Here is a 24,849-nt window from a genome sequence, read left to right as displayed (position 1 = left end):
TAAATACGAAGGAGTGAACTAACTATGAGAAGAGTCAAAACAAGGATGGTTGGAAAGAACCCATGAAAAAGAGACGCATCCTGTTTGTGGATGATGAACCTAAAGTTCTCGAAGCCTTTCAGATGATGCTCAGCGACAAAAGCGCAGAATGGGACATGGAATTTGTAACCAGCGGTCAACAAGCTCTTGAGCGTCTCAGTCAGGCACCGTTTGATGCTATAATTTCAGACATAGTCATGCCCGATATGGACGGTCACCAGTTGATGAATGAGGTAAGAAATATATATCCCCATCTTATCAGAATAGCCCTCTCCGGTCACTCTGAAGAAGAATCAATAATGAAATTAGCCCTGGCTGCCCACCAATACCTCTCTAAACCATGTGACCCGGAAATATTGAAATCTACTATTAAGCAGGAATTTGTATTCCAGGACCTTCTTATTGACGATCCTGTCAGGCATGTCATATCAAAAATTGACAGGCTGCCAAGCATGCCGTCTCTCTATAGCCAGATTACTGCGGAATTGAAACATCAGAATACTTCTGTCCTGCGGGTTGCAAATATAATTGCCCGTGATATAGGGATGACAGCCAAAGTGCTGCAGCTCGTCAATTCTGCGTTTTTTGCATTGTCATATCGTGTATCCAACCTTGTTCAAGCAGTCAGTTTACTCGGACTTGACACAATAAAAACACTGGTACTCACAATTCACATCTTTTCCCAGTTTGACCCTGCTGAAGTCCATGCCCTTGATATCTCACGAGCTTGGAATCATAGCCTCAGGGTTGGGCTCTTTGCAAAAACAATCGCAAAAATACAGAATCAGAATCAGGTAGTGATCGATGAATGCTTAACGGCAGGGATACTGCATGATGTGGGAAAATCTATTCTTGCTTATAACTTCCCGAAAGAATACAAAGAGATCAGGCAACTGGCAAAAGAGGAAGGTATTCCTATACATAAAGCAGAAAGTAAAGTACTGAACTCTGCCACACATGCAGAAGTCGGCGGCTATTTGATAGGATTATGGGGGCTGCCGAATATAATTGCAGAAACCGTCCAGTTCCACCATAACTTTGATCGGACCGATATGAAAGCATTTAGTGCCTTGGGCGCTGTCCAGATTGCAAATGTTTTAGAATATGAAATAGAAGAAACTACAAATCAAACAGAAACAACGCATCAGGAAGAACGTGAGTTTTTTGCATCCTCAATGTGGGCCAACAAGCTTGATGAATGGCGGAAAGCATGCCAGGCAATAACAGAAAACGAGGTTTATTAGGCTGGCGTGCATTCTTTTGCTCCCTGATACAGACATTCCGGAACAGGCTTAAAAAATTATTTGCGGATTTTGTAATGGTCTTAAATAATCCTTTATGTAATTCAGCTTTGTTGATTTTAAATTGATTTCAATAAAAAATCATAGTTAAATAGCATATGATCTCTCTTATTAAGGAAAAACTTAGCAGTTATATTGGAAAAACACTGGAAAGTCCTCAGGATATATGCGCAGGTGTTATGATACCGATATTTGAAACGGATGGGGAAGTATTTATTGTACTTACAAAAAGGACTGAAACGGTGAAAGCGCATAAAGGCGAGGTATCGTTCCCTGGCGGCATGTGTGAAAATGAAGACGGCAGCAAGCTTAATACTGCCTTGCGGGAGTGCTGTGAAGAGATAGGTCTCAAGAAAAATGATGTTAAGGTTATCGGAAAGCTGGATGATATGATAACCCTTACAGGCTTTGTAATATCACCTTATGTTGGCATTATGCAATATCCATATACATTCAAGGCAAATCCACAGGAAGTGGCATACATTATATATTTACCTCTCAAGTTTTTGATGGAGGTAAATCCGGTTATGGAAAGGGCTGAATATGAAGGCCGGATCGAACAGGTTCCTTCGTTTCATTACAACAACGACCGGATATGGGGTGCCACATGCAGAATACTTCTGCAGTTAAGAAAGATTCTCACATCATAATTTACAAGCAATTAAGCCCATATTTTCAATTATGAAAGGACAATGTTTTTCATAAGAGTTGTACCCGTACCGTATCCTTTTTCTTTATACCTGCCTCTTTTGCAAAGCTTCCCATGTAACACCCGAACTCAATGTAGCCGGAGCTGTTAATAAGGCAGGTAAAGTTTTGCTCATAGTAGCTTTGATTAATAGAGCTGAAGGTCATATTGCCGATGTGTATTTTGAAAGGGTTTGTGGTGATGAAATCATTAAAAATCTCAAAATCAATATTAGTAATGGCATTCCCGAATCTGTCAAACATTACGACTTCCCCGGTTAATACCCCGTTTATAATATCAGGAAAGATGTCTGCAAGATAAACAGGATTTACTATCTTTGGTCCGAATGCAGAAGGATGCACCCCTGATGCAAGATGTGCAGCAACCGGCGCAAAGATATCTCTTCCATGAAAAGTTGAACTTATGCGGTTAAGTATAAAATCCCTGTTTTTTATCTCATAAACATCAGTATTTCTTTCAATAATATGGGAGAAGATCCCGTTGTCGGGCCCTACAAAATAATGTTCATCCTTAGAAAATACTATGGGTCTTCTTGTGCTACCCACGGTAGGGTCGATAACAGCTACATGACAGGTCCCGTTTTTAAAATAAGGGTAGTATTCTTTCATAAGGAAAGCCCCTTCGCGTATGTCCTGCGGGGAAACATTATGAGTAATGTCTATAATTGTTAAATCAGGATTGATTGAAAAGATGACCCCCTTCATAATGCCTACATAGGGGTCTTTCAATCCAAAGTCTGTTAAAAGTGTGATAATTTGCATGTCCCTACTCGAAGTGAATAGAATATCAAGGGTTGATCCTGAATTTGTTTTTGACTATTCACTGTTCACTATCTACTATTCACTGCCTTTAAAGCATCTTTATATATTTCTTAAAGGGTTTTTCTATTATACCCTTTTCTGTTATAAAGTTTGATATGTATTTTGCGGGTGTGACATCAAAAGAGTAATATTGCGCTTTAATTTTGTCAAGTGTTATGAGTCTGTCGCCGGCATACTTTACCTCTGTTCCCATCCTCTCCTCTATGGGGATATGAGCCCCGTTTTCAGTGTTTTTATCAAAAGTGGACACGGGTGCGGCTACAAAGAAAGGTATTTTATTCTGATATGCGCAGGTTGCTATCATGTATGTACCGATCTTGTTTGCAGTGTCCCCGTTTTTGGCAACTCTGTCGGCGCCTACAATGATTTTGTCGATCCTCCTGTTACAGCAAAGAAGGCCGGCGTGGTTATCAGGAACAAGCGTTACATCTATTCCTTCCTCATACAATTCCCAGGCAGTAAGTCGTGCACCCTGAAAATAGGGCCTTGTTTCTGTTGCAATAACCTTAATCTTTTTCCCGGCCTCATGAGCTGCACGTATTACGCCGAGTGCAGTTCCATATCCTCCTGTTGCAAGAGCGCCTGCATTGCAATGGGTGAGTATCGTATCGCCTTCATTGATAAGCTCTGCGCCATAGAGGGCTAGCATCCTGTTATTCTCTATATCTTCAACATGTATCGAGATCGCTTCTTCAAGCATAAGATCGGACATATCGGCGTTGTTTATGTATCGGCTGAAGGCGTCCTTCATCCTTTTCAGCGCCCAGAAAAGATTGACGGCAGTAGGTCGTGTCCTGCCCAAATCCTTGCATATCCTGTCCACATCTCTGTCCTCGATGTTTCTTTTTAAAGCAATGATCTCCTGAATTCCAAGGACCACGCCATAGGCTGCAACTATGCCGATGAGCGGCGCACCCCTGATGGTCATGTTCTTTATGGAATCAGCAACATCTTTTAAACTTTTACAGTGGACGTAGACTTTTTTAAAAGGAAGCAACTTTTGATCAAGCAGATACAATACGCCATTTTTCCAGTAAATATGGTTGGTCATGGTTACTCCTTCAATTTCTTTAACAGAAGCTCGTTCAACAATTTCGGATTTGCCTTTCCCTTTGTTTCTTTCATTACCTGTCCCACAAAGAACCCCAGCAGTTTTTCTTTGCCGCCTCTGAACTCCGCCAGTTCTTTAGGGAAACTTGCAATAACTGCATCAATGGTAGAGCCGATGGCTGTTTCATCGGATATCTGGATAAGCCCCTTTTTCTCAACCAGTTTTTTCGGTGAATCACCGCTTTTGTAAATCTCAGGAAAAATCTCTTTCCCTATTTTTATATTTATTGTACCGTCCTTTATGAGCGACAGGAGTTCTGCAAGATGGGCAGGAGAAAGCGGGGAATCTTTCGGGGACACATTGCCGTCCTTCAACTCCCGTAAAAGCTCGGTCATGATCCAGTTGCTCACCGTTTTGGGCTCGGGAAAAAGTCCGACTGCATCTTCAAAATATTGTGAAACCCCCGCGCCGGAGACCAATATTTCCACATCATATTTCGGCAGGTCGTATTCTTTCTTGAATCTTTCCATCTTCTCCATGGGCAGTTCAGGCAACCCTTTCCTGATATCCTCTATCCATTTATCATCGATTGTAAGCGGAAGGAGATCGGGTTCAGGAAAGTAGCGGTAATCATGCGCCTCTTCCTTGCCCCTCATCGAATAGGTAATACCCTCGTCCGCATTGAACAGCCGTGTCTCCTGCACTACCACGCCGCCTTTTCTGATAAGTTCTATCTGTCTTTTTATCTCATAATCAAGGGATTTCTCGATGAATTTGAAAGAATTCAGGTTCTTAAGCTCAGCCCTTGTGCCAAGTTCGTCTGCCTCCTTCTTTTTTACGGATACATTCGCGTCACAGCGGAAGCTCCCTTCCTCCATGTTGCCATCACAGATTTCGAGGCACAAAAGGACATCTCTCAACATCTTCAGGTATGCCACAGCCTCCTCAGGCGAACCAATGTCCGGCTCACTGACGATTTCCAGGAGCGGAATGCTTGACCTGTTGTAATCTACAAGACTGTATGAGCTTGCCTCTATGGCGCCTTCATGTACAAGCTTGCCCGCATCCTCCTCCATGTGGACCCTTTTAATCCTGATTCTTTTCTTTGTATCACCAACGGATATATCAAGGTAGCCGTTTTCACAAATCGGCTCTTCATACTGGGAAATCTGGTAGCCCTTGGGCAGATCAGGGTAAAAATAGTTTTTCCTGGCAAAAATGCTTTTTTTGTTGATGCCGCAGTGTAGTGCAAGTCCAAGCTTAATGGCAAAATCGACCACTTTTTTATTGAGAACCGGCAACGCCCCTGGAAGCCCCATACAGGTAGGGCATGTATGACTATTCGGCTCAGCGCCGAATTTTGTGGAGCATTTGCAAAACAATTTACTGTCTGTTAACAGGTGGGCATGGACTTCAAGCCCCATGACACCTTCAAAATCATCATATTCCACACTTCACCTCTTAGAAATAGCTTAAAATAAAAGAATGATTGAAAATATACAATACATTTGCAGTATTTTCAAAAATATTATTATTGGGGCTTAAGTTGCCCCCCAAAGAAGGTCGCGCCTGATACAGGCAAAGCAGCGCCCCGTTGTTTTCGCTATCTTTGCAATAGTGTAGAATATTTTATACGATCAGGCATTTATGGTTTGCAGCGAAGAGATACTATCGGGAAACAGAGAGATTTCCTGTCAGGCTTGTTATTTTGTCTTTTTTTATTTTCCCCGGGAGAGCGGCCTCACCGCTACTGCAATCCTCGTCACTCCTGCCTGCCTCACTGCGTCCATGAGGTCAATCACCCGGCCATGTTCCACCGCCCGGTCGGCATTAATCACTACCGAGACCTCCGTATTAGCCTTGGTTTGTGAGGCAAGGCGCAGAGATGCCTCGGCAGGGGAGGCAAGTTCTTCTTTGTCAAAGTAAAGTCTGTTATCCTTCGTGAGGGTAAGCGTCGTCACCTGACGTATCTCATCGCGGGCACTCGCCGCATGTGGGAGGTTTACAGGAAGTCCCCGCTGGACTGTCATGGAGAGGGTTGCCACCATGAAAAAGACCAGTAGAAAAAACATGGTGTCGATCATGGGAATAATCTCGATACGCGCCTTCTTCCTTGGTTTTCGCGGGAGCTTCATTATCACTCCTTTGGCTGCGCAGAGAGCGCCAGTTCAAGGCGGGTCGCATAGGCTTCGATTGATTCCGCTTCCCTGTCGACACGTGCCGTGAAGTAGTTGTATGGTATCAAGGTGACCACCGCCACTGCAATTCCGGCAGCCGTGCAGATGAGCGCCTCCGCCACTCCTCCGGTAACCGCATGGGGCTGTCCCAGACCTGTTGTGGCCATAATATTGAAAGAGTCGATCATCCCTATGATGGTGCCCAGGAGACCCAGAAGTGGTGAAAGGGTAATAATAGTATCAAGAGCCACCAATCCCCGCCTCATCAGTGAGAGCTCGGCAATCGCCGCCGCTTCCATGGCTCCTCCCGGCTCAAAACGATGGGTGATGCCGACCGACAGTACCTTCATGACCGGCAACAATGCCGTCTCATCAGTAATACCGAGTGCATCATCGGTGTCTCCCCTTCGGATCAGTGCGAGCACTTCCTCGCCGCGGTGTGATGCGCCGATGCGCCTGAAGAAGAGAAACCTTTCTATAATAATGGTTACTGCCACCACAGAACAGAGTGCCAGGGGAAGCATCATCCACCCCCCTCTTATAAGTAACTGAAACATGATAATCTCCTTTTAGTTTCTTGCGTTAAATATTATATTACCTTATCTTGCTCCGTCAAGACGGAATCTCACTCTCACATCGTGGAAGCTCGCTCCAGGGATACATTTCCTCGCCAAATATATTTGAATTATGGGTTAACATTATTATTGCCGACATTATTGCCGATCGGCTCTCACAAATTCCAGAATCTTCCTTGCCCTTTCCGAAAAGAGATGAATCTCCTGCCAGTCGGGTTGCGAGAAAATTTTTTGCATGAGCAGCCCGTCCTCACCAAACCATTGAGGCAGTATTCCGCCAAAGAAATAACCTTTATCCTTGAGCAAACCGACAATCTTACCAACCCAGGGCCACGACAATTTCAGCCAGACCTGGATTACCTCTGCGTTCCGGCTTATAATACGTTGCTCTTCCAAAAGAAAAACCTTCTCAAAATCTGATCCTGTCTCATGGACAGCTACACGGGCTATCCCGGAATTATCAAATATCTGAGTATCGATTCGGGTTTGCAATAAAGAAGGGATATCTTCCTTTGATTGTAAAAAAACCCGTCTGTCGTCAAAACTATTATAAATATATTTGAAATAGTCGGCATATATATCAGGGATATGGACAGTATGAGGATTCGGGGTAAGGGTCATGAACATGAGAAGCGTTGATACCCTGCCTGATGCGCTTTTTTCCTTCTCATATGCTTTGGCCGGCATGAGATCCACTTCAAGGGCTGTTTCCACTACAGGCAAAACGGAAATGGCGGCTTTCTGGATATATATATGATTACAGACCGGCTCTCCAAAAAACATATTTACATCGTTCATACCGGGCAAAATCTTTTTAACGTATTGAAAAATCATACTTATAACACCTGAATTCCGGTAATCCGGAGAGACCACTCCATTCCCTTTCTCATATACTCCCTTGTCAGGCGCTGCACGGAATAATGAGCTGTATCCGACTACCCTGTTATCCGGTGTGCGGACAACAATCGGTATATTATCCCGTTTTTCAAATGCGGCTATTAGTTCTTCAGGATTATAGACAACCTTTGCAGGATAACCGTCTCCGTAAATTTCTCTAAAAAGATTTGTCACACCTTCTGCATCTTCAGGCTTGAATAAATCAGCGGTCAAGATCTCGTTGCTCATATTTACTCCTCTTTTTAAATTTCGCAAAGCGTTATGCATGAAGCGTATCTCGTGAAGCGAATAAAGCCGTGGAACGTATCTCGTGAAGCGTGAAGAGTAAAAAAACCGACGTGAAGCCCTTGTCAAGCGAGGACGGGTGTTAAACCTTCCTGTTCTAACTAATATTCATAATCAACGACAGCCAAATCCGCTATCTCAGTCAGAAGATTCTTTATCCTGATGTGATCGGGATGATTCCTGTACCTCTCTAATGCTTCCACATTCTCAAAACTTGAAACTATTGCCAGGTCATAAGCTGTGCTCGAAGGCAGAGCTTGCTTGCCCATGCTCCATTCTCGTACCTCGGGAATAGATTGTCCCAGAGTACGGAGCATATTTATGGCATTCTCGCTTTTTTCTTCGGATGCTGAGGTACGAAACTTACAAAGAACTACATGTCTAATCATACTTTTTCCTCCTTTTACCGTCCAGCAATTAATATACGATGCTCGTTGTTTTCAGACTTTTTGTTATGGTATTCTTTGCTTATAATAAAGGCAAATAAAAAATGTTATTAATGCTATATACATCATTTTCCGGAAGGACATTACATCCCAAAATATAGCGACAAGCCCTGCTTCATATGGAATAACTCATACTATAGGGAAGGACGAAGTGCGACACTCAATTTGGCGGTACTTCTTCCATACCTGCTCATATAGAAATAGGGCAAAAACAGAATATAGCTTCGAGAAAGGAAGGACGGTCAATGAACTGGATTGCCTTCATGCCCATCCTGCGTGCAGTTACACAATGTGCCTCAGTATCATCTACAAAAAGAAGCCTCTCCGGTGCACAATTCAGACGTGTGATAATATCAGAAAAATGGGAAGGGTCCATCTTACTTTTTTTAAGATTATAGCTGTTAAACACAACATCAAAATATTTGAAGAAATCGTATTGTTCGTTTAATTCATCGAGCCAATTGGTTTGATCGCTGAGGATAGCAGTTCCAATACCATTTGCTTTGAGCTTTTTTACAATATCAAACATCCAGTGCCGCAGAACAAATCGTGAGAGGACTTCATTGCGGAGTATTGTGTCTTCATCTTCAATGCCTGTTTTTTCGCGGATTGCCTGCCAGAAGGCGTGTTCTTCAATGTGGCCCGTCAGATATCCTGTCGAGTAAATCAAGTCATAAGCCAGATTATAAAAGGCTGTTTCGTCTAACCCGTGGCGCATCGCAACAGCCCTCAATCCCTCTTCAAATCCTATTTCAGCCAGGACACCACCAAAATCAAAAACAACCATATCTATTGTTCTGTCTTGAATATTCATATTTATTTTCAAAATGAAGAATGTATCACACTCATAAAGCTATTTTCTACTTTTTAAAATGGACAAAAAAGTTTATCAGAAAGGATACATGTACTTATCTCGAAAAGAAAACATATACGCCACTGATCATTCACCCGAATTGAACACTCATCTTTTCTGGCGCCTTTCAGATGTTCATAGTTATTTGCAGGTGGAACACGTAAATCGTCTTCAGACAAGGCAATATCTATCATAATAAGCTTTTTCAAAGCCCGTGCAGGAAACTTAACGCTTCTCGTCTGTTAGCGTACCATCAGTTTTCAAATAACCTGATAATCCATCAACAGAACGTATGTGAATATCCCGCTGCGGATATGCTATTTTTATGTTGTGCTCCTTGAAAACCCTGTCAATTTCGAAACGGATTACTGATCTTACCTTGTCTCTTAAAAGTATTACGTGCATAATCCAGAATCGGAGATGGAAAATAAGCGCATTGTCCCCAAAATCATTGAACAGAACATAGGGGGGAGGTTCTTTCAATACATCCGGGTTTGAAAGCGCGGATCGGATGAGCAGATCTTTTATTAGATTCGTATCGGAACCATAGGCCACGCCTACAATTATCTCCGCCCTTCCCTTCGGGTCTTTATGCGTCCAGTTGACAATTTTTTTTGAAACCAGATCAGAGTTCGGCAGGAATATTGTAGAATCCTCATTGGTCTGCACTACAGTGCTTCTTATATTGATTTTTTCAACCCTTCCGTGAACATCTTCAAGCTGGATTTCATCACCGGGGTGTATGGAACGTCCAAAAAGCAGAATCAAACCGCTTACAAAATTCTTAATAAGATCCTGAAGGGCAAAGCCTACGCCTACCGACAGGCCTCCTGCAATAATGGTAAGATTGCCGATACCTATTCCCAGAAAGTTTAAAGAAACAATGACATAACAAAACCAGATTACATAAGATGAGAGGGTTTGAAGGGATTTTATGACTCCTTCTTCGATATTTTCCCAATGTATCTTTAGAAATTTTATGGCCGTATGAAAAAAGGCTATAAAAGAACGGGCTATAAAGAATAATGCAGCAAGGGTCAATAGCGTTGTGATCCGTAGTGATATCATACCCCAATCTTTTTTCCATTGAATAATTTTCATTAAAAGCGGCATTCCGCCGGTGTATATTGATGCCCATACAACAATCAGGGTAAAAAGCCCTATAAAGATAAGTGGTAAAACCATATTGCCCAATAAAATCAGGCTTATGGATTTCTGTTTGCCGGAATGTATGGTTCTCCAGAAATAGCTGCTCAATCCTGATCCGAGCACTATATTTAAGACAACCATGAACCAGAGCGCCGAGATGAGCATGGAAAGGCTTCCCCAGCCGAGCAAGGTCGTTACAGCAAGTATTGCAGTAAGCCCTGTTGTGAAAATGGATAGTTTTTGTTCCGGTTCGGATACTACGTGTTTCCTGATAAGGTAGTAATATACACTGCATATAATAAGTAAGACCGTGAACAATGGGGTCATTGTAACAATAGGGACGCGTAATGCCTGCACGGTTATTCCGGCGGCAAAGATAAGCCAGAGAGGCCATAGGATATTATAACCTGAGCGATGAGCCGTTGTGAGCGATGTTCTACGTAAATTCCAGGCAAGGGATACTACACTGCCTGCAAGCAGAATTTCCCCGAAGGCCTGATATGCGCCGAACTGAAAATAATCGGAAGTAACGGCATTGATAATGGTTGAGAGACCGAAAACTGCCCAGACACTGAAAGGCAAACAATATCTGACCGTATGGCTGTTATGCAATTTTTTGCCAAGCCATCTAAGGAAAAGATAGCAGATAAGAGAAACTATGAGCCCTGAAAAAATTATCTTGAGGATAAAATCATTAAAGGAGTGTTTTTGCTCTTCGGAAGGCGTTAATCCGTAAAGAGCTACAAATTTCAACCACTTTGTCGCTACCAAATAGGCCAGCTCCCATGAGCCTGATGTAAAATAATGCTTTGGCGTGGACGTGAAAAAATATGTTTTCCATGAGTCGCTAAATTCTTTCTCAACATCCGATCTTTTTTGTTCCAGTCTCAAGAGAAAATCTTCGATCTGATGAGGAAAAACGGTAAGGAGTTTTTTTGCTGTGTTTATAACGGCTAAAAGCTTTATCAAATCTTCTACATATTCTCTGCTTATCCGGGCTGATTCTACCAGCAATTTGTCCTCGGCTAATTTGCTGTATTCTTCCTTTCTTTCGTACATAGACTTTTCAAATTCGCCGGCATTTTTTATCTGCTCATTTATGGGGTTGATAAAACTGTTGGCACTTTTTTTAAGGGCATCCATTACTTTTAAAGTATTGCGGAATTCAATAGGGTTATTTTCCGCTATGCTGTGGATTAGGAGCAAATGTCTCAGCTCGCGGTTAAATTCCCGGGCTTTTTCCTGAAGCTTTTGAGCTTTTTCCGGCTGTTCGGCAATGAACTTTTCTATTTCAATCTGCACCTCCCTGACCTCTGTTTTCTCCCGGTTTATCATATCCCGCCATACCGAAGGTTTTTCCTGAGCTAATAAAGGTTGGGAACAGAAAGCAAATAAAGCGGACAGCAGGAAGAGCAGTGCAGGAACTATTTGTATCAAACGGAAATGTTTTGAATATTCGCGATACATATATAATTGATAACGTGCCACATCAATTCACTTTTATCAAGGTAAAACGTAATTTCCGCAGAACAAGTGCCATCCGTCCGGTTGACAACAGGTATAAGTTAGTCGTATAATAGTGATATTTTTCACTTATAAGAAGGAGGAGTTCATGGCAACAACTACACACGGATATCAGGGAAGCGATGATTACATAGCGTCAAGGCCTTTAATGGAGATTGTAAATGTTTCAGTCGCACTGGGAAAACCGCTTGTTATTAAAGGCGAACCCGGCACAGGCAAAACGCTTCTTGCTCACAGCATAGCAGGCGCGCTTAATAAGAAGCTTCTTATCTGGAATATTAAATCAACTACAAAAGCAAAAGACGGCCTATATGTGTATGATACCGTTCAAAGGCTAAATGATGCAAGATTCAAAGACAAAGACATCTCCGATATAAGGCAGTATATAAAGCTCGGCAAACTGGGACAAGCATTCACCAGCGACGAGCAACTGGTCCTTTTGATAGATGAAGTTGACAAGGCTGATGTGGAATTCCCGAACGATCTGCTTAACGAACTTGATGAAATGACTTTTCATATACCGGAGCTTGATGAAGAAGTCAGAGCAAAGCACAGACCTGTCGTAATCATTACAAGCAATTCAGAGAAGGAACTGCCTGATGCCTTTCTGAGAAGGTGCGTATTTCACTATATTGAATTTCCCGATCAGGAAATGATGGAAAAGATCGTAAAAGTACATTATCCGGATATTGAAAACAAGCTTATGAGAGAAGCAATTAAGAAATTCTACTGGATACGCGAAGTAGAAGGTCTACGGAAAAAACCATCAACAAGCGAACTTATTGACTGGATAAAAGTTCTCGCTCTTGGCGGAATCAGCATTGATAAAATATCATCTGAAATACCTTTTCTTGGAGCGCTCCTCAAAACCGAGCAGGATACAGGAAGGTTCGTAAAACTCAGCAGTGCTCAGGGTGGATCAGGATTCAGAAAGAGATTTTAAATAAAGGCGGATTAGTCTAAGGCATATATTTCAATGCCGGCAATTCGGGAGTTATAGAATGTTTACTGATTTTTTTTATCTTTTAAGAAAAAAGGGCGTACCTGTTGCCGTCACAGAATGGTTATCATTCATAGAAGCATTGTATAACGGTTATTTTCAATCAAGCCTTGATCATCTTTATTATATCGGAAGGGCTTTTCTTGTGAAAAGTGAAGCATTCTACGATATGTTTGACGAAGCTTTCCAGGAGTATTTCGGCGGAATCAAAACAGAGCCCGCCGATCTCGATAAAGTACTTGAATGGCTTGAAAACCCTACCCACAGGCTTCCCAAGATGAGTCCCGAAGAAATGGCAGAGTTTCAGCAAAAACTGGAGGATTTTAAAAAAGAGCACGATCTGGAAGAATTGATGAAGCAATTCAGGGAAAGACTGAAAGAACAGAAAGAGCGGCATGACGGCGGGGGTAAATGGATAGGAACAGGCGGCACATCACCCTTTGGGGCATACGGATATCATCCCGGCGGAATAAGGGTTGGCGGGGAATCATGGATGCAGTCCGCATCAAAAGTAGCAGAAGAAAGAAGATTCAAGAACTATAGAAATGACATTATACTTGATGTAAGACAAACAAAAATGGCTTTGAAAAAACTGAGAGAATTAAAAAGAGAAGGGACAGAAGAAGAACTGGATATAGATCAGACAATAGACAAAACTGCAAAGGAAGGCGGAGAAATTGAGCTTGTTTTTAACAAATCGAGGGAAAACTCGGTAAGGCTTATTCTGCTAATGGATACCGGCGGTTCGATGTGGCCATACTCAGAGCTTTGCGAAAGGCTTTTTTCTGCTGCAACCCAGATGGAGCACTTCAAAGAATTCAAATATTATTTTTTCCACAATTGTATATACCAGGACGTTTACGAGGACATATCGAACTATAAAAGAATGCCCACAGAAAAGCTTTTTTCAAACTTTCACAGCGGATATAAAGTTGTCTTTGTCGGCGATGCGAGGATGGCATACTCGGAGCTGTTCGATGTGAACGGCAATATAGACTACTACTATACAAACGACAAGCCTGGTCTGGAATGGCTTATGAAGATCAAAGAACATTTTCCGCATTCGGTCTGGCTGAACCCCACACACAGGAATTATTGGGGTCATTATACCGTAGACACGATAAGCAAGGTATTTCCTATGTTTGAGCTTACCCTTGACGGTTTAAAGGATGCGGTAAAGTCCCTCGTTTCAAGACCGAAACCAATAGGGCAAATACAGGGCTGACAACGATGTAGGCGTCACCCGAAACCGGAAACATTACGTAGAGGCTTTTCTGAACTCTGCCTTTCGCAGTTTCCTTATCTTTCCTGTAAAAACGATGTTAATTTAGGAAAAAATACATTATAATTTATTATGCTTGTAAAAAGGGCTCTATACTATTCATACGAAAAACTTCTTGAAAATGAAGTTCAGAAAGGGATAAAACCAACCCATATAGGCATCATCCTTGACGGCAACAGAAGGTTTGCCCGAGAGATGGGTTTTGATGACGTAACAATGGGACACAAAGAAGGAGCAAGGAAACTTGGCGGAGTCCTTCAATGGTGCAGCGATCTTGATATAAAAATTGTAACAATATGGGTCCTTTCAACGGAAAATATCCTGCGGGACGAGTCAGAGTTGGAAGGCCTCCTGAAAGTAATAGAAGAAAAAATAGTCGAACTCTCAAGAAGTCTTGTAATAAAAAAAAATGGCTTCAGAATTAAAATTCTCGGAAAGTTCGATGTGCTGCCCGACACATTAAAAGAAGCAATAAGAAATACCGAAGAATATACAAAAAATAACGAAAGGCACATTCTGAATATAGCTATCGGCTACGGCGGGAGAGAAGAGATCGTTGAAGCTGTGAGGGAAGCTATAAGAGAGAAAAAAGCTGAAAGCACTGATGAATTAGCAGATAGCATAACAATTGAAGATATAACAAACCATTTATATACAAACGGAATTCCTGATCCAGACCTTATTATCCGTACAAGTGGTGAAATTCGTTTAAGCGGTTTTCTTTTATGGCAAAGTGTATACAGCGAATTTTACTTTTGCGATGCCCTTTGGCCAGCTTTTAGAAAGATCGACTTTTTGCGGGCAATCAGAAGTTATCAGCACAGAGGGAGGAGATTCGGAAGATGAATGTTGTCTCAGAAAAGTTATCATGTCTTAAAAACACAGAGCTTTTTAAATCCCTGGGTGATGAAGAGCTTCAGGAACTGTCTGTCAGGCTGAAAGAGAGGGTTTATCCTCCTAATACGGCAATAGTAAGGGAAGGCGCGTCCGGGGATTCCATGTTCATTATTAAAAACGGTAAGGTGGATATAAAGAAAAGAGAGCCCAACCTTGGGATAGATCTGTCCATCGCCTCCCTTGACAGCGGGGCATGTTTCGGCGAGATGGCACTTTTGACAGGCAACCCGAGGACAGCCACAGTAATGGCAGTTCAGGCAACATCAGTATTTGTATTGGAAAAAACAGCTTTTGAGAGTCTTCTCAGAGAACACCCCTCAATCTCCATGTCTTTGAACAAGATAGTAGCTGAGAGGATAGAAACAATGAATGCCCAGAAAGGTATGGGCATTAAATCTCTTGCAACTATAAAAATTGACTCTGAAGTGCTTTCTTTGATTCCGAAACAACTCATAACAAGATATAGAGTGCTGCCTATTGCTTACTCGAATAGCACACTAACTCTTGCCATGGTCAATCCAACCGACCTTTTGGCAATAGATGAGGTAAGAAAGTTTATAAAAGGACTTGCCATTGAACAGGTTCTCATTTTGGATGAAGATCTGAAAAGGTTCATGGAAAAAGACTATCCTGAAATAATTAAGAAAGAGGAAGAAAAACCGGAAGTCAGCATAGACTCTATCCTTGAAAACATGGACTCTATACAATCCGACCTTATGAAGGATATAGAAATAGAGGAAGGTAAAGAAGATGAAATGGGGATAGCAGATCTGGAAAGTGAAGCAAAGGGTGCGCCCATTATAAGACTCACGAACAATATCATAGGCATGGCACTGAAAAAGGGTGCAAGCGATATCCATATAGAGCCCATGGAAAAAGGATGCAGGGTACGCTACAGAATAGACGGCGTCTTAAGAGAAGAAATGATGTTGCCCAGAAAGGTAATACTTCCGCTCATCAGCAGGGTAAAGATTATCTCAAAACTGGATATTACGGAAAGAAGACTTCCCCAGGACGGCAGGATAACAATGAAAGTAGGGGATAAAACTGTAGACTTCAGAGTATCGTCCGTTCCGACAAAATTCGGTGAGAAGATTTGTACGAGGATTTTGGATAAAAGCAATACTGCTATGGGCTTGGACAGGATCATATCACATCCGCCCACTTTAGAAATTGTTCGTGATATGATTAAGAAACCCTATGGTATTATTTTTGTCACAGGACCCACCGGTTCTGGAAAAAGTACTACTCTCTACAGCTCATTAGCAGAAAAAAATGAAATAGATGTGAACATATCTACCGTGGAAGACCCCATTGAATATGATCTTGCAGGTATAAATCAGGTCCAGGTGAATTCTGACATAGGACTTGATTTTGCACGGGTTTTGAGGGCCTTTTTGAGGCAGGATCCTGATATTATACTCGTCGGGGAGACAAGGGACAAAGAAACGGCTAAGATTGCAGTGGAGGCAGCTCTTACCGGACACCTTGTTTTTACGACACTTCACGCGAATGATGCGCCAAGTACATTTATGAGGCTTAATGAGATGGGTATAGAACCTTTCCTTATCTCCACATCAATCATCGGAATTATTGCACAGCGACTTGTACGGAGAATATGCCCGAACTGCAAAGAGAAGTATACTCCGGAAAAAGTAATTGCAAAATACCTCGGGCTGCCTGAAGATATAGAGCTATATAAAGGCAAGGGTTGCGATTTATGCAGCATGTCAGGTTACAAAGGCAGGGTAGGCGTATACGAGGTGCTCGTGGTCACAGAACCGGTAAGACACCTGATTGCAGAAGGAGCTGAAACAAATATAATAAGACAGGAAGCAATAAAAAACGGGATGAGAACCCTGAAAGACTACTGCCTGATACTGCTCGAAGGAGGTTTAACCACCGTTGACGAAGTATTAAGGACTGTGGCTATTCCAACTTGATAAAAAAATCCATAGTCAATTCCAAAACCACATCCATTTTACTGCGTGTAATACTGTGGTTCTGTATATGCGCCCTCATTTTACTTATGTTTTATGTTTATCATGAAGGTCAGTGGCGGCAGATAATAGGTTTTTATAAATTCTTCCTTGATCCAAGAAAACTCCGTGTTTTTATTGCCTCTTTCGGTCCATTTGCTGCCTGTGTATTCGTCTTAGTTCAAGCATTACAGGTTATAGTTGCTCCTGTCCCGGGGGAACTTACCGGTGTTGTAGGCGGTTTTCTCTTCGGGAACACATCAGGGGTAATACTCTCTACGATAGGGCTTGCAATTGGCTCCTTATTTGCCTTTGGCATAACAAGGCTGTTCGGCATGGGTTTTGTGGAAAAAATAGTAAAGAAAGAATATATAGACAAATTCAATTTTTTTATAACACATAGAGGTTTAAACATTACCTTTATCTTGTTCCTAATACCCGGTTTTCCCAAAGACACCCTCTGTTATCTCCTCGGCCTTACCCATATACGGCTCGTAGATTTCCTGTTTATGAATATTTTCGGCAGGTTGCCGGGGACACTTATGCTTACTTTACAGGGAAGTGCGTTAAAAGACGGCAGATATCAGACATTTTTCTGGCTGCTGGCCGTAAGCATAGCCTTTACTGTTGTTCTCTATTTCACAAGAAACTATATAATACAGGCATTCAGCGCTACTATACACAAGTTGCTTGGGAAAAAGAAGGATAATGAGGACAAAACCGATTCTGTAAACAACAAAAAATAGAGTACATGCTTCTTTATACCCTGAATAACTCCGGGCAGATTGTTTTTAAGCTCACTTAAGAGATGTCGCCCGGCAAAAACCTGAAACCTATCTCCATGGTTTCCATGTTGAGAGTCGTAGGTATAGGCGGTAGAGGGTCAACAGATCGTAATACCCGGAGTATTGATTCATCATATATCCTGTTCCCGGATCGCTTCTCAATGTTGATATCCACTATTCTTCCGTCCTTTCGTATTCTGATTGTCACTATTGTTTCCAGGTCTTTTTTGAATGAGGCCACGCCTGGTAAACCCCATGAATTTTTTATCTTCTCCCATATTTCAAGCATATATCTCTGTGATACCGGATCAAGGGATGTTCCTCCTCCTTCGGAAGAACCGGGCAGTCCATAACCGCCGCCTGTCCCCCTCGCTCCCCCTGTTCCGGACGATCCTTTTGTCTTGGTTACATCAAGATACTCAGTACGCCTTCTCATTTCTTTTATTCTGTCATTAAGCCGGCTTAATTCTTCTTTTGTAGTTGTTTCCTTTGCAGGTTTAGGAGGCACCTTTTTCTTTGAAAGGGACACGGCCTCTTTTTCTTTTCTCTCAAGCACCGGTTTTTTCATTGGTGTGGGAACAGATTTGCTCACCTTGGCAGAAGGTGTCTTTTTCTCCGGAACAGACTTGCCATCCAAAAAATTTCCCCCCTTCGGGCCACCGGGGCTTCGACCAATATCTCCAACAAGATTAACAGAATACGCCGATAATGTCTCAAATCTCTTTGGTGTTCTTTTTATCGGGATGCTGAACGCCCCAACCACAATGAAGTGGAGAATCGTAGAGATTACGAGCATTTTAAACCAGGTTTCTTCTTTCATGATAATCCGGCAGTCAGCGTTTCAGGCTTCGGTGATTAGTAAAATATGTGTTGTTTCCATGATTCTTATTTAAGTGCTGATAGCCTGACACTTGTTCACCATTATTCCTCCGCAGGCTTTGTCACTATATTTACCTTCTCCACTCCCGCTTCCTTTACAATACCCATACAAGTCACAACAAATCCGTAAGGAACATTTTTATCTGCCCTTAAGTAAATTTCTTTGCTGTTTTTGTTTGAAAAAAGGAGCTGTATTGCCGCCTTGAGGTCTTTTACATCTAATCTTTTTTCGTTTAATATGAGTTGTTTATTGCTTGAAATACTGAGTATTTGGGGCTCATCTTTGGTTGGCAGAGGTTTTGTTGTTACCCTGGGAATATCGATATTCATTCCATGCTGCATCATTGGCGCCGTTATCATGAATATGATAAGCAGGACAAGCATAACATCAACAAGGGGGACGATGTTTATTTCAGAAAGAGGGGCTTTTGAATCCTTTAATAACTTCATTTATCCAGAAGGTTCATTATATACATAGATGCATTTTCCATTTTTGATAGAATTCGTTTCAGCCTGCCGTTGAAATAATTATATGCAAGTACTGCCGGTATAGCTGTTGCAAGGCCTATAGCAGTGGCAATGAGCGCTTCACTTATGCCTGGCGCAACAACAGACAGGCTTGTTGTTCCCTTTAGCCCTATCTCACGGAACGAATCCATGATGCCCCATACCGTACCGAACAAACCAATAAAGGGTGCAGTGTTTGCTGTTGTTGCGAGAAAAGAAAGTCTTCTTTCAAGCCTCTCTGTCTCTTCAGACATAGTTATTTTTAAAGCATTTTCAACGGACGGCATTATTTCAGGTCTTATCCCGGGATTTTCTTTTTGTCTTGAGGCAATCTCTTTATAAGATGCAAACATCAAACGATAAAAGGTGTTGTTGGGTGTTTCCCTGTATGTTGTTACTAATTTCTTAAAAGAATCCGCATCTCTTGCAGTTCTCATAAATCTTTCCGAATCCTTCTCTGTTCTACTATATTGCTTAAATTTATATAGTATGATTGTCCATGATATAATCGAAAATATAAAAAGAATCGATACAACTGCCTTTGCAACCGGCCCGGAAGCATAGAGCAGACTTAAAATACCACCCGTATAATTATTTAAACTAGATATATCCACGGCAAAAAAACATACAACATATTGCCTGTCTTGTAAATAAAAAAACCCCCTGGGCGGTCCCAGGGGGAAGGGGGGTTATTATGAGAAGCTAATGAGGGTGATGTCGATATTAAAGTGTTACTTGTGAATAAATGAACAACTCCTTGAAATACAATTTAGTCATAAAGCATCTGTATATGTAATAGCTGCTAATAACCTGTTTTATTAGGTTTTTAGTACATTTACTATGTGAATTATTTAACATGATTATATATAATACATAAAATAATTATTGTCAAGATAAATATTACAATTGTTAAATATTATTTAGCTAATTGAATTAATGCCGGTTGCATCAACAAAAAGATTTTTGATGAATAATTTAGAGCTCTTTTGCTTGCAAAAACACTTGCGTGCTGTGGGCAATAATATTTATATCAATATGTCAGTCACTCCCCGTAATACAGAGTTATGTCTCATTTTATTTTCCGTAAAACAAGCCTACAGCTTTTCTCACCTCATTCATTGTTTCTTTAGCAATAATGCTGCATTTGTCACCTCCTGTGTTTATTACATCCTTTATATAATCGGGATTCTCGTTCAGAGAAATAGCCCTCTCCCGTATCGGAGTCAGTTCTTCCATCATATTTTTAAAAAGCATTGTTTTGCAGTCAATACAACCAATCGCAGCATTTCTACAGCCTTTATCTACCTCTAACAGTGTATCGTTTGGTGAAAAAGCCCTGTGTATTGTATATATATTGCAAACTTCAGGATTGCCGGGGTCTTTTCTCCTTACCCTGTTTACATCTGTTACTGCTGTCCTCAGCTTTTCCCATATGGAGTTTTTATCTTCCAATAAACCTATGTAATTATTCATTGATTTGGACATCTTGCTCGCCCCGTCCACCCCGAGAATCTTCGGTGCCACAGAGAGGATCGCCTGCGGTTCCGGAAAAAAGTTCCCATATTTGCTGTTGTATTTTCTTGCCACTTCTCTTGATAGCTCTACATGCTGAACCTGATCTTCGCCAACCGGAACAAAACCTGCTTTGTACAAAAGAATATCCGCAGCCTGTAGTACAGGGTATCCCATTAGCCCCATATTTATATTTGCCCGGTGTTGTTTTGATTTTTCCTTAAATTGCGTCATCCGCTCAAGTTCGCCTATCGGAGTCACACAATTAAATATCCAGGCAAGCTCTGTATGCTCCGGCACATGGGATTGGACAAGGATTTTACATTTTTCGGGTGACAAGCCGCAGGCAAGAAGTATCAAAGCCGTATCAACAGTCCTGCTTCCAAGCTTCTCTATATCATACTCCACGGTTATTGCATGATAATCAACCACACAAAAAATACAATCATATTCATCCATCAAACTAACCCAATTTCGTATTGCACCTACATAATTTCCCAGATGAATTTCGCCTGTCGGCTGAATTCCGCTAAATATTCTTTTCATGTATTCCTCCGGATACGGCCACGGCTTTCAACAATGCGTCTGCGGCAGTTGTTCCAATTATTAAGATTCGGTTCGTTTCGCGTCATCCCGCTTGGCAGGATTATGAAACAGCATTTCAATTTAACTTAAAAAGTCTTTAAAATCAATTGGGAATCATGAAAATATTATTGGCGGCAAGTTATGGAGAATTTACACGCACTCATTAAATAATGATGTTCAATAGTTGGCTCTTCATAATGTTTTTGTCAATAATCTCCAGTTTAGCATTATATGTTTCCGGCTGAAGCACTCCCAGTAACGTATTTATCCTGTCCTGATTTATTATAGTCGAGGCAGATTTTTCTTTTTCTTTCACCAGGGCAAGAGGCTTTTTCTTTGTGGATAATTCAACTTTATCAATAAAATTATCTTGTTTATGCTCTTTCAGCGTTGTGGACAACGCCTTGCTCTTCTCTTGAGACCGGTCAATCATACTTTTTTGTGTTGATAATTCCAATTTGTCTATAGTTTCTTTGTTTTTTGAAAGAAGGGCATCGGTCTCGGGTAAATCTTTTATATGCGCTGCATCTGGCTTTAAGACACTATCAAGGATAGCTGATTTTCTTTTTTTGTCTATCTTCATTCTATACTGATTAAAAGCAAAATGTATGCCATATTCCAATATTAAAAAATGTAATATATAAAGGGTGTTGCAACTCATTGCTATATAACCTGGCCGGGAGTGTCAAATAAATGTCATAAATCCTGTTGGGAGATTATACAAATTTTCGACTTTGTTACCCTATAATGTGGAGTTTGCTCTTTTTTGGTCTTTTTTTAAGGAGGATGTATGTTGCACCTGGCCCTCCGTCACACATCCTGCAGCTTGAGAAGGCGATGATCCATTTGCGGTACATTGCCTTGATGATCCAGGTTTTTAGATTTTCTTTCAAAACAGGAGCATTTCTTGATTTTAAACCTCTCCCATGTATTACTCTGACGCAGTGCTTTCCCGATAATACGGCCTCTTTTATAAAAACTTCAAAGGCAATTTGAGCGGTTTTTGTGTCATAGCCGTGAAGATCGAGCGTTTTTTGAATTGAAAAATCACCGGAACGCAGTTTTTCCATAATAAAGGGATTGATGCCTTCGATATAGCCTTCCATATACTCGGGAAGATTTGAAACTGTGAACGTATAATCGTCCTGAAGCGTTTCCCTGAGACAGTTTTTAACGTTTTCTCCGTTTGTAAGAATGATACAATGTAAATGTAACTCTTTATCGACTCTGTTTATCCGGTAATTGGGTTTTCTCACATCCTTCATTGCTTCTGAGAAGACACTATTGTCGTCCTCTCTGGTCAGAGGAATATTAAATTCCAATGGCTTGACATGTATAGGAAGATCTGTGAAGAACCGGTATATGGAATCGTCTCTCTGCATACTTGAAATTTACCCTAAGCAAGAAAAAAGTTCAAGTCATCAACTACGGCAAAGCTGGAGGTTTACTTTACAGAGATGGTTTATACAACAACAAAAAGATTGCACTGAAATAGGTTTTCATACATAATTAAGAAAATGAAGACAATGTTAGCGGCTCGCCCTTGGCAGCCGCTAACTTCATGATAAGAAAAAATCTGAGAGGTTAATATGAAATTTCCGGAATACAGGCCGAGGAGATTAAGGAAAAATGATAAGTTGAGGGGTATGATTCAGGAAACGGAGCTATCAACAAGACACCTCGTGTACCCCATGTTTGTCAAGGAGATGCAGGAAGAAAAGATGCCAATCCCTTCCATGCCGGATATTTATCAGTTTTCCGTTGAGGCGTTACTTAAGGAAATAGAAGATGTTGTAAGTCTGGGCATACCGGCAATCCTTCTATTCGGCATCCCGGAAAAGAAGGACGAGACAGGCAGCGGTGCCTACGATAAAAACGGTATTGTGCAGAATGCAACAAGAAAGATTAAAAAGCTTTTCGGCGATGATATTATGGTAATCACCGATGTTTGCATGTGTGAGTATACAAGCCATGGCCACTGCGGGGTTATAAAGGACGGCCATGTGGATAACGACGAGACCCTGAAGCTTCTTGCAAAAAGCGCTCTCACACACACAATGGCAGGGGCAGACATTGTTGCCCCCTCTGATATGATGGACGGCAGGGTGAAAGCAATCAGAGAAATGCTCGATCTCCACGGCGACTATAATATGCCTATTATGAGCTATGCGGCAAAATACGCCTCATGCCTATACAACCCCTTCAGAGATGCAGCCGAGTCTGCACCTCAATTCGGCGACAGAAAAACATATCAGATGGACCCGCCAAACCAGCGGGAAGCCCTCCGCGAGATCATGCTCGACATTGAAGAGGGTGCGGACATTATTATGATAAAACCGGCCATGTTCTACCTCGACGTGCTTGCCGCTGCAAAAAGAGAGTTTAATATCCCGCTTGCTGCCTATTCCGTAAGCGGCGAGTATACAATGATAAAACATGCCGGTTCGAAGGGATATCTCGATTACAAAAGGACTGTGCTTGAATTGATGACCGGGGTAAGGCGCGCAGGTGCAGATATTATCATCACATATTTTGCAAAAGATATTGCTGAATGGCTAAGATAGAATCCCCTCTCAGGATGGTTGCATGGGAACTCACCCGGAACTGCAACCTTAACTGTATCCACTGCCGTGCCTCGGCAACACTCGGTCCTCATACCGGAGAATTAGACCTAACCGAATGCTTTAAGATTATTGACGAAATAGCCGATTTTGCTTCACCTACCATCATTCTGACAGGCGGTGAACCCCTCATCCGGGATGATATATTTGACATTATTGAATACGGTACTATGAAGGGTTTAAGGCTCGTTATTGCCATTAATGGAACTCTTCTTAATGAAGAAAAAGCAAAAAGACTTAAAACCGGCGGCATCAAACGGGTAAGCTTGAGTATAGACGGAAAAGACAACGTGACTCATGACAGTTTCAGGGGCGTTAACGGCTCATTTGCATCAGTAATAAAGGCAGCAGGAATATTAACAAATACTGGATTGCCGTTTCAGGTCAATTCAACGGTTACACAGCTAAATATGGAAGATCTCGAGCATATATACAGATTAACAAAATCCATCGGCGCCGTGGCATGGCACATTTTCCTTCTTGTACCTGTCGGTAGAGGTCGGGGGCTGAAAGGCAAAGAATTGAGTACTGACAAATATGAGCATGTGCTCGAGTGGCTTTATGGCATTGAAAAAAAGAACGAGCTTGAGATAAAAGTCACCTGCGCACCACATTATTACCGTATTATAAAGGAAAAAGGCGAAACACCAAAAAGTGCCGGATGTCTTGCCGGAAAACATTTCATGTTCGTATCTCATAAAGGTATTGCACAACCATGCGGTTATCTCGAAATCCCATCAGGTGATGTAAAAAAGGACGGGATAAAAAAGGTTTGGGAAACATCATCCATATTTAATCAGTTGAGAAATCTGTCATCTTACCATGGCAAATGCGGTGAATGCAGATACCTCAAAATATGCGGCGGGTGCAGGGCACGTGCATACGAACTTTACGGAGACTTCTTAGGCGAAGAACCATACTGCTCATATAAAGAAAAAGATTAACCCGGATATGTCATTAGCAATGATACTTATC

General features: G+C 41.7%; 25 protein-coding genes. 9 read left to right on the top strand and 16 right to left on the bottom strand.

Features of this window, described 5'->3' with window-relative positions; genetic code table 11:
- Positions 1-62: 62 nt before the first annotated feature.
- Both NT010_04845 and NT010_04840 read left to right on the top strand, forming a co-directional pair.
- Complete coding sequence (locus NT010_04845) at positions 63-1,283, top strand: response regulator (protein ID MCX5805383.1); 1,221 nt, start codon at positions 63-65, stop codon at positions 1,281-1,283.
- A 236-nt stretch (positions 1,284-1,519) separates the two neighbouring features.
- Positions 1,520-1,990, top strand: coding sequence for a CoA pyrophosphatase (locus NT010_04840; protein ID MCX5805382.1), 471 nt, complete (start codon positions 1,520-1,522; stop codon positions 1,988-1,990).
- Positions 1,991-2,039: 49 nt separating this feature from the next.
- Here NT010_04840 and NT010_04835 read toward each other — a convergent pair whose 3' ends face one another.
- From NT010_04835 to NT010_04790, 10 genes are all read right to left on the bottom strand, one after another.
- Entirely contained in the window at positions 2,040-2,810 is a 771-nt protein-coding gene (locus NT010_04835; protein ID MCX5805381.1) for an SAM-dependent chlorinase/fluorinase, read from the bottom strand.
- Positions 2,811-2,898: 88 nt separating this feature from the next.
- Complete coding sequence (gene mtnA, locus NT010_04830) at positions 2,899-3,921, bottom strand: S-methyl-5-thioribose-1-phosphate isomerase (GenBank protein ID MCX5805380.1); 1,023 nt, start codon at positions 3,919-3,921, stop codon at positions 2,899-2,901.
- A 2-nt stretch (positions 3,922-3,923) separates the two neighbouring features.
- Entirely contained in the window at positions 3,924-5,372 is a 1,449-nt protein-coding gene (gene gatB / locus NT010_04825) for an Asp-tRNA(Asn)/Glu-tRNA(Gln) amidotransferase subunit GatB (protein ID MCX5805379.1), read from the bottom strand.
- A gap of 267 nt (positions 5,373-5,639) precedes the next feature.
- Entirely contained in the window at positions 5,640-6,056 is a 417-nt protein-coding gene (locus tag NT010_04820) for a biopolymer transporter ExbD (protein ID MCX5805378.1), read from the bottom strand.
- A 2-nt stretch (positions 6,057-6,058) separates the two neighbouring features.
- Positions 6,059-6,655 carry a MotA/TolQ/ExbB proton channel family protein gene (locus NT010_04815; GenBank protein ID MCX5805377.1) on the bottom strand — a complete coding sequence of 199 codons (597 nt, stop codon included), beginning with the start codon at positions 6,653-6,655 and terminating at the stop codon, positions 6,059-6,061.
- 156 nt (positions 6,656-6,811) lie between these two features.
- On the bottom strand, positions 6,812-7,798 hold the full coding sequence (locus NT010_04810) for a GNAT family N-acetyltransferase (protein MCX5805376.1): 987 nt from the start codon (positions 7,796-7,798) through the stop codon (positions 6,812-6,814).
- 158 nt (positions 7,799-7,956) lie between these two features.
- Complete coding sequence (locus NT010_04805; GenBank protein ID MCX5805375.1) at positions 7,957-8,244, bottom strand: Dabb family protein; 288 nt, start codon at positions 8,242-8,244, stop codon at positions 7,957-7,959.
- Positions 8,245-8,491: 247 nt separating this feature from the next.
- Positions 8,492-9,115, bottom strand: a complete 624-nt coding sequence (locus tag NT010_04800) for an HAD family phosphatase (protein MCX5805374.1) — start codon at positions 9,113-9,115, stop codon at positions 8,492-8,494.
- A 53-nt stretch (positions 9,116-9,168) separates the two neighbouring features.
- Positions 9,169-9,348 (bottom strand): type II toxin-antitoxin system RelE/ParE family toxin, encoded by a 180-nt coding sequence (locus NT010_04795; GenBank protein MCX5805373.1) that lies wholly within the window; start codon positions 9,346-9,348, stop codon positions 9,169-9,171.
- 31 nt (positions 9,349-9,379) lie between these two features.
- Positions 9,380-11,638, bottom strand: coding sequence for a mechanosensitive ion channel (locus NT010_04790; GenBank protein MCX5805372.1), 2,259 nt, complete (start codon positions 11,636-11,638; stop codon positions 9,380-9,382).
- Positions 11,639-11,915: 277 nt separating this feature from the next.
- On the opposite strand from NT010_04790, the gene NT010_04785 reads away from it, so the two are divergent.
- From NT010_04785 to NT010_04765, 5 genes are all read left to right on the top strand, one after another.
- On the top strand, positions 11,916-12,770 hold the full coding sequence (locus NT010_04785; protein ID MCX5805371.1) for a MoxR family ATPase: 855 nt from the start codon (positions 11,916-11,918) through the stop codon (positions 12,768-12,770).
- Between the two features lie 58 nt (positions 12,771-12,828).
- Positions 12,829-14,052, top strand: coding sequence for a VWA domain-containing protein (locus NT010_04780; GenBank protein ID MCX5805370.1), 1,224 nt, complete (start codon positions 12,829-12,831; stop codon positions 14,050-14,052).
- 129 nt (positions 14,053-14,181) lie between these two features.
- Positions 14,182-14,955 (top strand): polyprenyl diphosphate synthase, encoded by a 774-nt coding sequence (gene uppS, locus NT010_04775; protein ID MCX5805369.1) that lies wholly within the window; start codon positions 14,182-14,184, stop codon positions 14,953-14,955.
- Positions 14,952-16,949 (top strand): ATPase, T2SS/T4P/T4SS family, encoded by a 1,998-nt coding sequence (locus tag NT010_04770; GenBank protein ID MCX5805368.1) that lies wholly within the window; start codon positions 14,952-14,954, stop codon positions 16,947-16,949. The genes uppS and NT010_04770 overlap by 4 nt, the downstream gene beginning before the upstream one ends.
- Positions 16,950-17,035: 86 nt before the next feature.
- Entirely contained in the window at positions 17,036-17,731 is a 696-nt protein-coding gene (locus tag NT010_04765) for a VTT domain-containing protein (protein ID MCX5805367.1), read from the top strand.
- A 55-nt stretch (positions 17,732-17,786) separates the two neighbouring features.
- Here NT010_04765 and NT010_04760 read toward each other — a convergent pair whose 3' ends face one another.
- From NT010_04760 to NT010_04735, 6 genes are all read right to left on the bottom strand, one after another.
- Complete coding sequence (locus tag NT010_04760) at positions 17,787-18,590, bottom strand: energy transducer TonB (protein ID MCX5805366.1); 804 nt, start codon at positions 18,588-18,590, stop codon at positions 17,787-17,789.
- Between the two features lie 101 nt (positions 18,591-18,691).
- A complete protein-coding gene (locus NT010_04755; GenBank protein MCX5805365.1) occupies positions 18,692-19,099 on the bottom strand; it encodes a biopolymer transporter ExbD in 408 nt (135 codons plus the stop codon).
- On the bottom strand, positions 19,096-19,593 hold the full coding sequence (locus NT010_04750) for a MotA/TolQ/ExbB proton channel family protein (GenBank protein MCX5805364.1): 498 nt from the start codon (positions 19,591-19,593) through the stop codon (positions 19,096-19,098). Before NT010_04750 ends, NT010_04755 begins: the two co-directional genes overlap by 4 nt.
- Positions 19,594-20,230: 637 nt before the next feature.
- Complete coding sequence (gene trpS / locus NT010_04745; GenBank protein MCX5805363.1) at positions 20,231-21,214, bottom strand: tryptophan--tRNA ligase; 984 nt, start codon at positions 21,212-21,214, stop codon at positions 20,231-20,233.
- A gap of 202 nt (positions 21,215-21,416) precedes the next feature.
- Positions 21,417-21,836 (bottom strand): hypothetical protein, encoded by a 420-nt coding sequence (locus NT010_04740; GenBank protein MCX5805362.1) that lies wholly within the window; start codon positions 21,834-21,836, stop codon positions 21,417-21,419.
- 154 nt (positions 21,837-21,990) lie between these two features.
- Positions 21,991-22,635, bottom strand: coding sequence for a Smr/MutS family protein (locus tag NT010_04735; GenBank protein ID MCX5805361.1), 645 nt, complete (start codon positions 22,633-22,635; stop codon positions 21,991-21,993).
- Positions 22,636-22,842: 207 nt separating this feature from the next.
- Here NT010_04735 and hemB point away from each other — a divergent pair, with 207 nt between their 5' ends.
- Together hemB and NT010_04725 are read left to right on the top strand one after the other, a co-directional pair.
- Positions 22,843-23,817, top strand: coding sequence for a porphobilinogen synthase (gene hemB, locus NT010_04730; protein ID MCX5805360.1), 975 nt, complete (start codon positions 22,843-22,845; stop codon positions 23,815-23,817).
- Positions 23,805-24,818, top strand: coding sequence for a radical SAM protein (locus tag NT010_04725; GenBank protein ID MCX5805359.1), 1,014 nt, complete (start codon positions 23,805-23,807; stop codon positions 24,816-24,818). Before hemB ends, NT010_04725 begins: the two co-directional genes overlap by 13 nt.
- The last annotated feature ends 31 nt before the right edge of the window (positions 24,819-24,849 follow it).

The organism is Pseudomonadota bacterium, assembly GCA_026388275.1.
In the GTDB taxonomy this organism is placed as follows: Bacteria; Desulfobacterota; Syntrophorhabdia; order Syntrophorhabdales; family Syntrophorhabdaceae; genus JAPLKB01.
Note: the sequence above shows the minus strand (reverse complement) of the source record. Positions and strands in the feature narration are given on the sequence as shown.